The 15,722-nt window shown below is 45.1% G+C and carries 11 protein-coding genes; 9 read left to right on the forward strand and 2 right to left on the reverse strand.

Annotated features, from left to right (window positions below; all coding sequences use genetic code 11):
* Window positions 1-185: 185 nt before the first annotated feature.
* From ACTQ9T_RS08520 to ACTQ9T_RS08530, 3 genes are all read left to right on the forward strand, one after another.
* Window positions 186-1,103, forward strand: coding sequence for a hydroxymethylglutaryl-CoA lyase (locus ACTQ9T_RS08520; protein WP_440464776.1), 918 nt, complete (start codon window positions 186-188; stop codon window positions 1,101-1,103).
* A 214-nt stretch (window positions 1,104-1,317) separates the two neighbouring features.
* Window positions 1,318-2,505, forward strand: coding sequence for an isovaleryl-CoA dehydrogenase (locus ACTQ9T_RS08525; RefSeq protein ID WP_440464777.1), 1,188 nt, complete (start codon window positions 1,318-1,320; stop codon window positions 2,503-2,505).
* Between the two features lie 121 nt (window positions 2,506-2,626).
* Window positions 2,627-3,163 carry an energy transducer TonB gene (locus tag ACTQ9T_RS08530; protein WP_440464778.1) on the forward strand — a complete coding sequence of 179 codons (537 nt, stop codon included), beginning with the start codon at window positions 2,627-2,629 and terminating at the stop codon, window positions 3,161-3,163.
* Between the two features lie 88 nt (window positions 3,164-3,251).
* On the opposite strand, the gene ACTQ9T_RS08535 is transcribed toward ACTQ9T_RS08530, so the two are convergent.
* Window positions 3,252-3,974: a pantothenate kinase gene (locus ACTQ9T_RS08535; RefSeq protein ID WP_440464779.1), complete on the reverse strand. Its 723-nt coding sequence runs from the start codon at window positions 3,972-3,974 to the stop codon at window positions 3,252-3,254.
* Between the two features lie 81 nt (window positions 3,975-4,055).
* Window positions 4,056-5,051 (reverse strand): biotin--[acetyl-CoA-carboxylase] ligase, encoded by a 996-nt coding sequence (locus ACTQ9T_RS08540; protein ID WP_440464780.1) that lies wholly within the window; start codon window positions 5,049-5,051, stop codon window positions 4,056-4,058.
* A 195-nt stretch (window positions 5,052-5,246) separates the two neighbouring features.
* Between ACTQ9T_RS08540 and ACTQ9T_RS08545 the strand changes: the two genes are divergently transcribed.
* The 6 genes from ACTQ9T_RS08545 to ligA all read left to right on the forward strand — a co-directional run bounded on the left by ACTQ9T_RS08545 (window position 5,247) and on the right by ligA (window position 15,680).
* Window positions 5,247-6,050 carry a sulfite exporter TauE/SafE family protein gene (locus ACTQ9T_RS08545; protein WP_440464869.1) on the forward strand — a complete coding sequence of 268 codons (804 nt, stop codon included), beginning with the start codon at window positions 5,247-5,249 and terminating at the stop codon, window positions 6,048-6,050.
* A gap of 47 nt (window positions 6,051-6,097) precedes the next feature.
* Window positions 6,098-7,042, forward strand: a complete 945-nt coding sequence (locus ACTQ9T_RS08550) for an STM4504/CBY_0614 family protein (protein WP_440464781.1) — start codon at window positions 6,098-6,100, stop codon at window positions 7,040-7,042.
* Window positions 7,043-7,078: 36 nt separating this feature from the next.
* A complete protein-coding gene (locus ACTQ9T_RS08555) occupies window positions 7,079-8,020 on the forward strand; it encodes a hypothetical protein (RefSeq protein ID WP_440464782.1) in 942 nt (313 codons plus the stop codon).
* 66 nt (window positions 8,021-8,086) lie between these two features.
* Entirely contained in the window at window positions 8,087-12,088 is a 4,002-nt protein-coding gene (locus ACTQ9T_RS08560) for an AAA family ATPase (RefSeq protein ID WP_440464783.1), read from the forward strand.
* A gap of 215 nt (window positions 12,089-12,303) precedes the next feature.
* Window positions 12,304-13,320: a cell division protein ZipA C-terminal FtsZ-binding domain-containing protein gene (locus tag ACTQ9T_RS08565; RefSeq protein ID WP_440464784.1), complete on the forward strand. Its 1,017-nt coding sequence runs from the start codon at window positions 12,304-12,306 to the stop codon at window positions 13,318-13,320.
* Between the two features lie 281 nt (window positions 13,321-13,601).
* Complete coding sequence (gene ligA, locus ACTQ9T_RS08570; RefSeq protein ID WP_440464785.1) at window positions 13,602-15,680, forward strand: NAD-dependent DNA ligase LigA; 2,079 nt, start codon at window positions 13,602-13,604, stop codon at window positions 15,678-15,680.
* The last annotated feature ends 42 nt before the right edge of the window (window positions 15,681-15,722 follow it).

The following is a 15,722-nucleotide window of genomic DNA, read 5'->3' on the forward strand; positions in this document are numbered from 1 at the left end:
AAGCCTAATATAGTCAGTGCAATATAAAAGAAGTACGTTCAACATAGCTTTCTGCTGGTATACATTTTCCTCGCTTGCTGTGCGCTTCGCGCTCCAGAGGCTTCGCAAAATCTATCCCAGCAATACGGTATTATTTTTAAATTGAATCGACTATAGAAAGCCCAGCATTAAAAAGGATGATAAGTATGAGCTATTCGTATCCAAGCCATGTCACCATCGTTGATGTCAGTCCGCGTGATGGACTACAAAACGAATCGATGACGGTACCGACTGAGGTTAAGCAAGCGCTTATCAATGATTTGATTGCGGCAGGTGTCAAAAAGCTAGAAGCGACCAGTTTTGTTTCGCCAAAGTGGGTGCCACAAATGGGCGATAATAGCGCGCTACTTGATGCGCTTGCATCGACACGGCAGACGGACGTTTGCTACTCGGTACTGGTGCCCAATATGCGCGGCTTTGAAAATGCTATCTTGCATCGTCCTGATGAGATCGTTATCTTTGGTTCGGCCAGCGAAACCTTTAGTCAAAAAAACATCAATTGTAGTATTGATGAGAGTATTGAGCGTTTTGCACCAGTGGCTGCTGCGGCAAAAGCGCAGGGTATCAAAGTACGAGGTGTTATCTCTTGTACGGTCGGTTGTCCTTATGAAGGTGACATTGACCCAAGCCAAGTAGCGTATGTGACCAAGCGTCTGGTTGAGATTGGTGCTGAGCAAATTGGTATTGCCGATACCATTGGTGTTGGTACGCCGCTCAAAGTGCAACGAGCATTACAAGCCGCATTAGAATATGCTGATATCTCTATGCTATCAGGTCATTTTCATGACACTTATGGTCAAGCACTAAGCAATACTCTAGCTGCACTACAAATGGGTGTCAGTGAGTTTGATACCTCGGTGGCTGGACTAGGCGGCTGTCCTTATGCAAAAGGCGCAACAGGTAATGTGGCAACCGAAGATGTGGTGTATATGCTGCGTGGTATGGGTATCAGCACCGGTATCGATTTAGATAAATTGGTCGTGGCAGGCGAGCGTATCAGTGCGTTCTTAAAGCGTCCGAATGGCTCAAATGTGGCACGTGCTTTAATCAACAAACGCCATTAATAAACGTCAGTCTTAATTAGTATCGTCAATCCACTATAAAAGTCTGACAGCGTTAACCTCGTTTGAAGTATTACATCTACACTCGGTTGCTTTGTCATACTTTCACATTGAGTTGACTACGACTTCAAAAATGGCATTAAAAATACAGTTACAGTGGTTTTAAAAAACAGATTCAAATTCGAAATTTAAAAATATTTATATACAAGGAATAGTTATGAGTTTACCTGGATTGAATTTTCAGCTTGGCGAAGATATTGATGCATTACGCGATATGGTACAGCAGTTTGCGGCCAATGAAATCGCCCCACGTGCTGCCGAGATTGATAGTAGCGATGAATTCCCAATGGATTTGTGGCAAAAGATGGGGGATATTGGCCTACACGGTATTACCGTTCCTGAAGAATACGGCGGCTCTAATATGGGTTACGTTGCACATATGGTCGCGATGGAAGAGATTAGCCGTGCTTCGGCCTCGGTAGCGCTGAGCTATGGCGCACACTCTAATCTGTGTATCAACCAAATCAAACGTAATGGCTCTGAGGCGCAAAAGCAAAAATATCTACCAAAGCTGGTCAGCGGTGAGTTCATCGGTGCATTGGCAATGAGTGAGACAGGCGCTGGCTCAGACGTCGTCAGTATGAAGCTTAGAGCCGAAGAAAAAGACGGCAGCTATGTGTTAAACGGTAGCAAAATGTGGATCACCAATGGTCCCGATGCAGATGTGATGGTGGTCTATGCGAAGACCAATCCGGAGCTAGGCGGCAAAGGCATGACAGCCTTTATCGTTGAAAAAGGTATGGAAGGTTTTGGTACGGCGCAAAAGCTTGATAAATTAGGCATGCGTGGTAGCCATACGGGTGAGATGACCTTTAACAATGTGACCGTACCAAGCGAAAATATCTTGGGCGGTCTCAATGAGGGCGTTAAGGTATTGATGAGTGGCCTAGATTATGAGCGTGCCGTATTGGCCGCAGGTCCTATCGGTATCATGCAAGCAGTGATGGACAATGTCGTGCCTTATATCCATGATCGTAAGCAGTTTGGTCAAGCCATCGGTGAGTTTCAGCTTATCCAAGGCAAAGTTGCGGATATGTATACGATATTGCAAGCAGGTCGTAGCTTCTTATATACGGTCGGGAAAAACCTCGATATGTTGGACGCGCGCGGTGCCGGTCATAGTCGAGAAGTACGTAAAGATTGCGCCAGTGTGATTTTATGGTGTGCCGAAAAGGCCACATGGATGGCAGGCGAAGGTATTCAAATATTTGGCGGAAACGGCTATACCAATGAGTATCCACTTGGTCGCTACTGGCGCGATGCTAAGCTGTATGAGATTGGCGCAGGTACCAGTGAAATCCGCCGTATGCTAGTTGGTCGTGAGTTATTTAACGAGACCAAATAAAGCATAATAATTGTTTAAAAGTTAACTTTTATCGAATAAATTTATTTTAAAATTTAAAAATGTGCTACGTTATGTCTCATAGCGTGGCACTTTTTAATGACTGAAATAAAAGAATTTTACAATGACCCATACATCACATACCAAGCTAGCCTTTAATAACATAGCTTACAACAAGACAGCTTCTCATTTTCTAACCAACATAAAATCTATCAGTACTTACAGTCTGTTAGTCGCTTTGTTTACATTTTTTACGATGACAGCCAGTGTCACGCCTGCACAAGCAGCGCTGGTTGATTTATCGAATCCTGAACCCGTTATTCAGTTTGCTAGTCAAGAGGCAAGCTGGCTGAAACCGCCGACATTCGATCGTGCTATTCGTCATAACCCCATAGGTAGATATTTAATTCATTGTTCCTATGATGAAAATGGGGCTGCTATCAAGCCTTGTGATAGAACGGATTTAAAAATAGTTTTGTCATTACGCGTTGATAAGCAAGGCAGCATTAAAAATATAAAAGTGATTGAGAGTAGCGGTGTGGAAAGTATAGATAAAATGACTATTAGGGAACTGTACAAAGCTCGACTTAAGCCTTTTTTGATAAAAGGGCAAGCAGTAATGGGAAACGTTAATGTACCGATTGTATTTACAGCACCATAACCGTCGTATTTAAACCAAAAAAAGCAGTACGCCTCAGACGTACTGCTTTTTCTCTTCTAACTTTGTAAAATACGACAACACACGTCAATTATTTACTATGATCAAAGTATCGTGCCAGACCATTTAATAATAAATCATCACGCAAACGTACAGGACGGTTGACGTGTTGGGCGATAATGGCTGCATCACCACCCGTCATGATGACTTCAAAGTTGGGATGGCGATGGCTAATTTCATTGATGGCACCAACGATTGATAATAGGATGCCGCGATGTACCGCATCTTGTGTGGTCACACCTTGACTGACACTGTCGAAAGTCCCATTAGAGATGGTGATTTGCTTGGTACCAGAAAACAACGACTCACGTTGCAGATAGATGCTAGGGAAAATATAACCACCCAAATGTTCAGCATGATCGATCAAATCAATGGTCACGGCGGTACCGCAACCAATCACACATTGACGCTTTTTCTTATCGACTGCGCCCAGCATTTGTAGCCAGCGATCACAGCCGAGCTGCTCATCATTATATTGACTCTTCATGAGTGTGTGAGCGGCATCGACATGGACGAATTCAAACGGAATATTAAGACGGCTTAAGGTCTCTGATACCTTGGTATTCAGCTCATTACCTAGTACAGATGAGATACCAATAAAGTCAGGAGCAAAACGCTCAAAGCGATCCGTCAGACCCATCAGCAATTCGGCTGGTGCCTGCAAATGTTGTTTGGCATCATGTGTGACTATCTGACCGATATCATCGGTGAGCCAGTATTTCAGGCGGGTATTTCCAAGATCAAGCCAGAGCATAAAATTCCCTTTATATAGCGCAGTAATTATCAACATCCTATCCTGATAGCTACTGCACTTTAGTGCTCGTTTATTAAACGATTAAGTCGTTTGAATAACGTCGATGCGTCCGGTGAAAAGTGCAGAAATCTTACCGTTATCTTGGCGCAATTGCAAACATCCATGTGTATCGATACCACAAGCGTGGCCCGTGAGTATATTCGTTTGACCGTTATGCTCTTGGGTCACACGTAATCGCAGTTCGCTCAGTGCATCCATCGCGTCAAACTGCTTTAAAAAGCTGTCCAGATAATAACGATGTCCCGTTGGTTTTTCTATACTTAAGTGCTCAAAGCGCGTCATCGCAGCCATTAGCGCTTTACTCATTTGCTGATAAAGCACACGTAAGCTCGGTAGACTGGCAGCCTGCGCTTTTGGCTGTAGTGTCTCAGCAATATCTTGTAAGCTGATGGCTTGATAACTCATGCCTTCAGAGGTTTGCGCAGTTAGCGTGGGAGTGGCTTGGACATTGAGACCGACACCTATGACCACGCCAACCAGTTTGCCTGCTTGCGATACGGGTTCAATCAGAATCCCAGCAAGTTTATTAAACGGCAGTGTCTGATGATTTAATTCCGTATGATGCACATCAGCGCTATCTAAGGCAGATTGGCTTTGAGGCTGATTCTGGCTTTGGTAAAAGCCCAAATCATTTGCCCACTTCACGCCGATTGGCGTTAGTCCATCCGTGTGCAATTGCTCATTTAGCATTTGGATGACAGGCATTTTTGCTAGCTCTACACCGATGATTAATGACAGTAAGCCACTAACCGGTATGTGAACAGGATGATAGAGAGACAGATAGACATTGCCGCGCGGTGATTGCCATGAGCGCCCGTGTTGTCCGCGACCAGCGCTTTGGGTTTCAGCGGTTAGCAGGTGCATCTCGGTCGCATTCAATGTGCCATTCTGTACATCCGCTATTAGCTCGCTATTGGTAGAGGCGCTACTGGTAAGATGGCGATGATTCAGATCAGGTAAATGCTCAAGTGTTAATGACTCAGACACAGAGTGAGATGATTGATTAAGTATCGGCATAAGTTTATTCTACTTGAGTAATGTCGCTGGGATAATCTTTGATATACTGGACGGTTTTCGCGAACAGACAGCATAAAGATTGGGGTGTGATTTGGCAAATGCAATTAAGAAGATGCCACTAAGTGTATAAACAGGCAAATCAGTAAGATAAAAATACCGTTCAAAATACAAGCAAGATAAAAGGCTAATTCGATGATGCTATATGTGTGGTTTGTGATTGCAGGGGCATTTGCTGGCGTGAGTGCTGGATTGTTTGGTGTTGGCGGCGGCATGATTATCGTACCAGCATTGGTATGGATCTTTACCGCATATGATTTTTCGCCGGAAGTGATCACTCATTTGGCGATTGGTACGTCACTGGCGACCATCGTTGTGACCTCGATTAGCTCACTCACTGCTCATAATAAGCGCGGCGGTGTACGCTGGGAAGTGTGGCGAAAAATGGCATTGGGTTTGGTCGTTGGTAGTCTGGTGGGCGCGGGTGTTGCGGACATGATTGACGGCAAGGTACTACAAGCCATTATCGGTATAGGCGCGCTTTTAGTCGCGATAAAAATGCTATTTTTCTCTAATAAAGAACAGTTAGGCAAGCCGTTGCCATCTGCTGGTATCCAGTTCGGTGCGGGTACAGGTATTGGTATGGCATCGTCTATTTTTGGTATCGGCGGTGGTAGTTTGACCGTGCCTTTTTTAAATTGGGCGGGACTCCCGATGAAACAATCGGTCGGTACGTCAGCGGCTTGCGGTCTACCGATTGCATTGGCTGGCGCGGCAGGGTTTGCATGGTTCGGTCAAGATGTGGTCAACCTACCTGAGGGCACGATAGGATTTGTGCATATCACGGGATTTTTATGCATTTCAGTCGCTAGCTTTGCGATGGCAAAAGTCGGTGCCAAGCTAGCTCATGTGTTGCCTGCGCTGATGCTTAAACGTGCGTTTGGCGTGTTGTTAGTGTTTGCTGGTGGGCAGTTGTTGTTGAGTGGGATTGGGGTGATTTAGTTTTGGTTTGGTAAAGTAGTTATTAATAAATAAATTGAGGATTTAATATGGCTATTGTTGATCTATTCCATATAAGACAAAAGAGGATTAGAGGTGAATACCCTGACGTTTACCAATACGAAGATATACCAGAGCAACTAAAAAATAAAATAGTTAATATTTGGAGGGAAACAATAGGCAGAGATAGAGTGGCGTATAGTCAGAGGACTATTAAGCCAAATCGTGAGTATTTAAAATCTTGTTATATAGCTCTATGTAAAGGGTTTGGCGTATTAAATCTTGGTACAAATATTAGCAATGATGAATATGATATTATTTATTTAGACGTTATTACTGAGCACTTTCTATACCAAACTAATATTGATGAGATGTTAAGCGTAATTGAGCTTATGACTCAATATACCGAAAATTTTTCTAAAGAAGATAGTGAGGTAGGAAAAATTGATATTAACGAAGTTGTTAATGAGCTAAACCAGCATTTCCGCGAACATGGCGTAGGTTATCAATACGAGAATGGTCAAATCATTAGAGTAGATTCTGAATTTATTCATTCTGAAGCAGTTAAGCCAGCTTTACAGTTATTAAGTAATCCAATGTATAAAGGCGCACAAGAAGAATTCTTAAAAGCTCACGAACATTATCGTCATGGTCGTTACGATTCAGCACTGACAGATTGTCTCAAAGCTTTTGAAAGTACTATGAAAATTATATTAGATAAACATGGTTGGGAGTATGATAAAAATCGAGATACTGCGAGCAAACTTATAAACTGCTGTATACGTAACGAGCTAATACCAAAATTTTGGACTGATCATTTTACTTCGTTGAATAATATATTGACTTCTAGCATACCTACACCTAGAAATAAGTTGAGCGGTCATGGTAAAGGTAATAAAACTGTAGAGGTTCCTGAGCCCCTCTTGCAGTATGTACTACATATGACAGCATCTACGATTGTGTTTTTAGTCAAAGCAGAAGAAACGTTAAATTGAATAAAACTAGTATGTAAACCATGAGACATGATTAGTATGAAAGCTGCAGAAAAATACCGCCGTGTTTTCGGCTCAATGAATCATCTGAAAGAGCAGTTATCATGGACGGCTGGCCTATCTAATATGGTAGAGTTTTTGGCGTGGGAGCCGCAGTGTATTTTAGGCATTACTAAAAAGCAATATGTACGCCAAATCATTGAATGGGCAACCCATCCTGAGCTTACGGGCAAAAATATAGAAGAGATTGAGCAATCAATCATCAAAAAGCTCAATACAAAAATGAGTGAATCTGAGCAGCTAGAGACCTATTCAACGCAAACGTCAGGCATCTGTAATGCAAGAGAAGCCGTTCGCCGAGTAAAATTCTTTTCTGAAGATTACCTGAATAAAGAGTTCGATATATTTTTGAGCTTGTGTAGTGATGTTTATCTCGACTTATTTTATCAGCAGTTTATTAGCTTTGAGCCAAATAGATCATGGTCGACACATGGTAACAGTGGCATGTTTGAAAACAGTACAGAGCTAAAAGCGATGTATATGGATAACTTAGCCTATAACCATCAAGCGAACGTGCTAGTAGCAAATGAGTTAAAGCTCGCTGGTCGGAAAAACCCAGACCAAATCCTAAAATACTGTTTGATGTATGAGCATTTATTAGAGAAAGGCTTTATCGAGAAAGGGGCAAAGTTTTTGCTGTTATTTATCGGTGGTGACGCGTTAAAGCAAAACAAGCAAACGCTCGTAGACCGAGAGCTGGCGTTATGTCATAAAAGACCGAGGAAGTATCAGCATCTACTAAGAACAGAGCTGTTAGAAATAGTCGAGCATTTAGAAGTGGCAAGTATCTCTTGGTCCGCTCTTATTGAGTTTAACAATCGATATTTAGCAGAAAATGACACTTGCCAAGTGGAACAAAAACTGCTGCAGGGGTTTCATCAAAGCCTTGAATCAAAATCGTTTATGCAGTTAGCCGTTTAACCCTAAAAACCCACTACAATTTCAGGTAGAATAGCCGCCTGTTTTTGCTAAGTTTACTGATTCTTCATGCGTCTAAAATCCCTAAAGCTGGCAGGCTTCAAATCCTTTGCCAATCCAACGACTTTTACCTTCCGTCATGGCATCACCGCCATTGTCGGGCCGAACGGCTGTGGCAAATCTAACGTGATTGATGCCATTCGCTGGGTGCTGGGTGAGACCTCTGCCAAGCAGTTGCGTGGTGGCGCGATGAGTGATGTCATTTTTGCTGGTACGCAAGATAAGGCTGCCAAAAGTGTCGCCAGTGTGGAGCTGACATTTGAGCATACGCAAGATGAGCATACCGGCATTCGTCATGAGTTTAACCTGTACCAAGAGCTATCTGTACGTCGTCAGGTCAATAAAGAAGGCCGCTCGGATTACTTCATCAATGGCACGCGCTGTCGTCGCCGTGATGTGGTCGATGTTTTTTTGGGTACGGGACTTGGTGCGCGTAGTTATGCGGTGATTGAACAAGGCATGATTGGACGTATTGTCGAATCTAGTCCCATGCAGCTGCGTGAATTTATTGAAGAGGCCGCAGGGGTGTCTCGTTATCAAGCGCGCCGCGAAGAAACGCAAAAGAAACTAGAGAAAACACAAGAAAACCTAGCACGTCTGCATGACATGCAAAGTGAGCTAGTCAGCCAACAAAAACGCTTGTCTAAACAAGCTGCCAGTGCGCAGCGTTATGAAGAGCTGGCCTTGACCCTTGCTGATATCAAGCAGCAACTGGCTATTCAGCAGTTGTATCAAGCCAAGCATACGCAGCAACAGCAAAAAATCGCCCATGAGCGCAGCACTGCCGAAGTTGCTACATTGCAAGCCGACTATGAGACGCTAAAAGCCCAACAAGATAAGCTCGCCACGCACATTAATCAAGAGCAATGGCTCAAGGACGATGCCCAAAGCGCTCATTATCAGCAGCAGCTTGGCTATCAACAAGCTGAGCACGCGCTGAGCGATGCCAAGTCGCAATTGACCGTGATTGAGCAGCAACTCGCGAGCTTGGATCAGCAGCGCGCGCAAGCAGTGGATGAGATTAATCGATTAAAAGCCGAGCAAGCCGAGCAGCAGAATATATTAGAGGCGTTACGTCCACAGCTCACTGAGTTGACGGGTATACGTGACATGCATAAACGCAATGAGCAACCGTTACAACGCGCATGGCATGATGCGCAAAACCAACTATCACGCTTGCAAGATAATGCGCGCATGCTTGAGCAGCAGCAAGCCATTAATAGCCAAGCGCAAAAACGTCATCAACAGAACCATGACAAATGGCAGCGCCGCCAACAAAACTGGCAAAATCTATGGCAGCAATTACAGCAGTCATTATCAGCATCTAGCAATAATGATGGTTTTGATAAGGAATCTGATAAGCGCTCTGATGGACAAGCGCCAACGGATGCACAAAACCTACAGCAGACGTTAGAGACGCAAGTTGCAGAGCTAAACAAACAGTTGCAGCAGATAGAACGCCAACAAGACAGCGTCGATGAGCGTCTGTCGGAACTACAACCGCAAGCGCATGATTTACAGCAGCGCTTGAATACGCAGCAACGTGAGTTGAGTGAGCATGAAAAGCGTCACGCGGTATTGGCCAGTGAATATGATACCCTGCATCAGATATTGCATCCAAAACCTACACCGCAAAATCAACAGCAAGCTTCTGTCTCTACAGCGGATAATTTAGACGATAGCTCGGAAAGCAATGTCGTCAATCGCTATAACGAGTTGGCTATTACCACCTTACGTGAGCAGATTGAGCTGAGTGAAAAAGGGCAGCAGCATGCCGCGCTACTCGATAGTGTCTTGGCATTATGGCTAGATAGTCATGTACTGTTCTCTAACCAATCTAATCAATTAAACGTTGATAATACGAACGATGCTTCTCAGGAAGCGAACAGCTTATGGCACGTGCTTGAGCATGATCTAACGGATATTGTTACTTATCAAACAGCGCAGAATGAGCAGGCTAATACAGAAGGTCAGTCTTCAATAGAGAGTGGTCATAGCTTGTGGTTAGCTGCCAAGAATCCGGCAGCTACAAAGCCGTTGATTAGTAGTTTACCAGACCACTTTGCTGATAAAGTCTTGCCGTTATCACAACTGATTAAGCAGCCTGCATTGGCGCTCTGGCAGCAGTGCTACTTGTATATTGCGCAATCAGAAGCGAGCAATCAGCAGACTCTTGAAGACTTTGCTAGTATCTTAAAAGCATTGCCATCGTCAGCTATTTTGTTAACCGCAGACGGTTGGCTCATCAGTCGTCAGGGTACGATTAATTTGAGTAAGTTTACAGGTGAGCAAGATAGTCAAGGTGAGAGTAATAGCCAGTTTTTAACACAGCGTTTGCAGCAGCGCAGCCGTTTGCAAGCATTAGAAGACTTGCTAGATGAGTTTGAAACCAAAATACAAGAAACGCAAAAGACCATTGCAAAGAATCAACGCGACTATGATGCGTTAACGGTCAATCTAGAAGAAACCCGCGCACAAGCAGATCAGCTCACCCGTGATAAACATAAATATCAGCAGCAGCTAACGACTCAGCGTGCCAATGCTGAGCGCCTGCAAGCAGACAGCCAGCGTCTTATGGCGGAAAAATCTGCCCTTGAGCAAGAGCAACAAGAGTTAGCTCAAGAGGGACAAGCGCTCACTCATGAGCAGCAAGATATTCAAAGTCAGATAGTAGTGTTAACGCCGCAAATATCTGATGCCCGTGCGACCAGTCAGCAGTTACAGGCTGAGCGCAGTGAGCTAAATCGCACACGCCAAGCCGATGATGATGCATGGCAAGCATTGCAGCTGCGTATCCAACAGAGCGAGATGCGCCTAGAGCATAGTGTTAGCAGCCTTGCACGAGCAACTGTGCAATATGACCAATCGCTACAGAGCGAGCAGCAGCTAAAAGCAAGTCATCAGAAGCAGAAGGATAAGCTACCAGACTTGCAAGCAGCATTACAGACGGCGCAAACAGCACGAGATAAGCAGCAGGTGCTACTGACCGAGCGTGATACGGCTTTGTCGATGCTTAAGCAAGACTATGCTCAGCAGCAGACGGCGTTGGATAGCGTGCAAAATACGCTACAAGTTCAGCAGGGTAAGCTTGCGAATCATGCCACCGAGTTGGCACTAAGCATGGCGCGTTTGGACGATGCGAGTACTCATACCCATGACGCTTTAGAAGCGTACTATAAGGTGAGCCATAAATATAAATCGGAGTCGCATTTAACACAGCACCCGCAGCATCAGCAACAAGTGATGAGCGTCTCAAACTTGCTCGCGGACTTTATCGCGCATGATCGCCGTGTGCGTCCAGATAAAATCGCTGAATTAGAGTCTGAACACGCCACGCTTGAGCAGCAGCTAGGCAAAATCGGCCCAGTCAATCTCGCCGCAGTGGCAGAGTTGGCTGAGGTCAATGAACGTCTAGAGCCATTGGCGCAGCAGACGGCAGATATCGCGGCTAGTATGCAGACGTTGACGGCAGCGATTGAGTCTATTGATGAGACCACCAAGACGTTGTTTATGCAGACGCTCGATGCTGTTAATACTGAGCTTGCCAATTTATTTGCCAAAGTCTTCGGCGGTGGTCAAGCCAGTTTGACATTGAACACAGACGATATGCCAGCCAATATCCCCGCTGACAAATACAAGTCAGAGCAGTGGCGGGCAGGGCTTACTTTAATGGCACAGCCTAAGGGCAAGCGTAATAGTCGCCTAGCTGTGCTGTCAGGTGGTGAAAAAACGCTCACCGCGCTGAGCTTGATTTTTGCGATATTTAAGCAGCATCCCGCGCCATTTTGTGTGCTCGATGAAGTCGATGCGCCGCTCGATGATGCCAACGTCGAACGCTTTACCAGTTTGATTCATGAGCTGGCAGATGATTTACAGTTTATTTTTATCAGTCATAACAAACTGACGATGCAGATTGCTGACGAGCTAAAAGGCATTACTATGCCAAGCGCAGGTATTTCTACATTAGTCAGCGTCTCGCTAGATGAAGCCGCGCGTTATGTAGAGAGCTAAGACTCAAAAATCTGATACTAAAAGTACTATGAGAATCAGCGAGATGCAAATATAATCAATCAATTGGCATAAATGCAAATAAGCTTGACCTCAGTCCAGCATACTGGTTATAAAGTACACAATGTGGTGACGACATAGGTCAGCCATGCTAGAATATTGCCATTTATGCTCGTTTGTGTATTCCCTTTTGTTATATATACTAGGATGTATTTATCATGACCGTTATTCAGTTTATATTGATTGCCATTGCCGCGTTTATCGTGCTCGCAGGGCTGTTTATGGTCATTCGTAGCTTTAAGCGCCGCGCTGCTACCGAAGCTGCTGCGGTCAATTATGACAAAAATGGTATTCCCATCATACCGCGTCACGAGCGTAATATCGTCGATCAGCCAGACCTTGATGATACGGTCGCTGGCGAGACGAGCATCGGTCCAGATCGTAGCTACTTGGATGCCGTCGTTGAAGAAGAGCCTTTGACGCAAGCGCATACCAATGTCGATGCCCAGCTAACAGCTGAGCATAGCAGTACCGTAACTGACGACCATGACGTCATCGATGAAGCTGACTATGCGCGCTGGCAAGATGAGCAACGCCGTGCCGATAGTGCTGAGTTTGTAGAAGCCGCTGATCAGATGCATATCGAGCAAGAGCCTGATGCGTTTTCAAGCCTCATGTCGGCAACGGATAATCTGATGCCATCGATTGACACGGCAGAAGAGCCTAGCTTCGATGACAACAGTCCGATACTTGATCAGCATCTATCAGAGTCAGGCGACGACGCGCAAAACGGTCCATTGATCAATGCCAAAGACAATATCAATATCACCATCTTGCCGCACCAATATCGTGACCGTCCAACAGCGACTATCCGTGGCCGTGATTTATTGGGGCTGATTGATAAATATGGTCTGCGCTATGGCGCGATGAATATGTTCCATCGCTACGAGCAAAAAGACGGCACCGGTATGCTTTGGTTTAGCATGATGGGTATCACCGATAGTGGTATCGCACCATTTGATCCGCATAGCGTGGCGACCAATACCTATACTGGTGTGGTGGTATTTTTATCGTTGCCACACCCACAAGCATTGCGCAGCTTCGATAGTATGATGAGCATTGCTTATATGATGGCAAGCGATTTGGACGCCATTATGCTGGATGAAGAGAACGAACCAATCACCTCTGAATACAAGCAGCAACTACGCAATCAAGTCCGCGACTATGAGGGCTAAACGCCATTTTATACAATGAGTGAGTAGCATTAAATGAGTAGCATTAAAAAAGGCAAATAGCGATTAACGTTATTTGCCTTTTTTAATGGGCTTTAGTTTCTGCAAAATGCTAGAGTCGCTTCAAGATAATTTAGATACAAGGAAGGTGAGTGAAAGTACTACACATAGTAGACTGAGCGAGCCTGACACAGTATCTGATTTATATAGGATTGGCTATACCGAGTATCCTGCAAACTTGTTATTATATCGACATCTTGAATTGCAAATAAAAGACGCCGACTATGACTGACCCTATCTTACCGAGCGCTGCTCAAACTGAAACCAATAAAAATGCGGCTCATGATACTGGCGATAATATCGTCACCCGAATGCGCACGTTTATAGATGCTCTTAAGCAGCACAATTATGCCTATTATGTGCTCGACAATCCCATCTTAGAAGACAGCGAATACGATCAGTTGCGTCGTTCCTTGGTCACGTTAGAAGAGTCGCATCCTGAGTTGGTACAGCCTGATAGTCCGATTAATCAAGTCGGTGACATGCCGCTATCTGCCTTTACCCAAGTCACTCATGACATCCCTATGTTGTCACTGGGAAATGTTTTTGACTATGATGAGTTACATACGTTTATGCGCCGCGTCAACGACCGTCTAAATGACGCACAAAAAAATCCCGAGTATGAAATGGAGCTAAAGCTCGATGGATTGGCTGTGTCACTAAAATATAAGCATGGTAAGTTTGTACAAGCTGTCACGCGCGGTGATGGGCAAACGGGTGAAGATATTACCCAAAATGCTAAAACCATTCGTAATTTGCCACTTTGGCTTGCCGATGCTGCTGATATCGAGTTGCTAGAAGTGCGCGGTGAAGTGCTGATGCCCAAGGCAGGTTTTGATCGTCTCAATCGCCTAGCAGAAGAGAGTGAAAATAAAACCTTTGCCAATCCACGTAATGCTGCTGCGGGTAGCTTACGTCAGTTAGATCCAGCTATAGCAGCCAGTCGCCCACTGGCATTCTATGCTTACTCCATCAATCAGGGATTGCCTGAAACCATCGAAACCCAATCAGCAGGCTTGGCGTGGCTAAAAACCATTGGCTTTACCGTCAGTGCGGTAGAAGTGGTCGCAAACCCACGCGCGGCACAGACTTACTATGAGTCAGTGATTGAAGGTCGTGCTGATTTGCCGTTTGAAATCGATGGAATGGTGATTAAAGTAAATAACCTGTCATTGCAGCAGCAGCTTGGTTTTTTATCGCGTGAGCCACGCTGGGCCACCGCTTATAAATTCCCTGCCGAAACGGTGATGACACGTCTAAATGATATCGAATGGCAAGTCGGACGCACCGGCGCTATTACCCCAGTCGGTAAGCTCGAACCCGTCAAAGTCGGCGGCGTCACGGTTAGTAATGTCACTCTACACAATTTTGGTGAGATTCAGCGCTTAGACGTGCGTGCAGGCGATATGGTCAGCGTCCACCGGGCAGGGGATGTCATTCCTAAAGTCACTCGCGTTTGGCATGACCAGCGCTCAGCAGACTCAAAGCCAGTGACGCTGCCGTCTACCTGTCCTGTCTGCGACTCGCCTGTGGTGCTGCCTGAAGACGAAGCATTGGCACGTTGTACGGGCGGCCTATTTTGTCCCGCACAGCAGCAAGAAGCGCTGATTCACTTTGTCTCGCGTCGTGCCATGGATATCGATGGGCTTGGCGCGAGTTGGCTCATTAGCTTCTTTGAGCATGGGTTGGTCAAAACCGTCGCTGATATCTATCAATTGCACAATCATCAAGACGAGCTAATTACGCTAGAAAAATTGGGTGAAAAATCTGTACAGAATATTATCAGTGCTATCGAAGCTAGCAAGCACACAACACTGGCTCGCTTTATTTACGCACTTGGTATTCGCGGTGTGGGTGAGGGCACGGCGCAAAACTTTGCACAGCAATTTGGTGACCTCGATAGCCTAATGGCAGCCAGTATCGAAACCCTGATTAAAACCCCTGACGTTGGTACTATCACTGCCGAGCTGGCTTATGAGTTCTTCCGTGCACCGCATAATATCGAAGTGATCAATTCGCTGCTTGAAGCAGGTGTGCATTGGGATAAGGTCGAGCAAAAAGCTGCTGGAGACTTGCCACTTGATGGGCAGACGTGGGTGATTACGGGTGCGCTAGAGAAAATGGCACGTGATGAAGCTAAGGCCAAACTGCAAGCGCTCGGTGCAAAAGTATCGGGAAGTATCTCGGCAAAAACCACTGCGCTACTAGCAGGGGATAAGGCTGGCTCTAAACTGACCAAAGCGGAGAAACTGGGTGTTAAAATCGTGGGTGAAGAAGAGTTTTTGGTTATGTTGAAACAATGAATATTTAGTCTCAGGGATTTATAAGTAACAAATGTTTAATTA

This window comes from Psychrobacter sp. ASPA161_6 (genome assembly GCF_051970285.1).
GTDB classification, from domain to species: domain Bacteria; phylum Pseudomonadota; class Gammaproteobacteria; order Pseudomonadales; family Moraxellaceae; genus Psychrobacter; species Psychrobacter glaciei.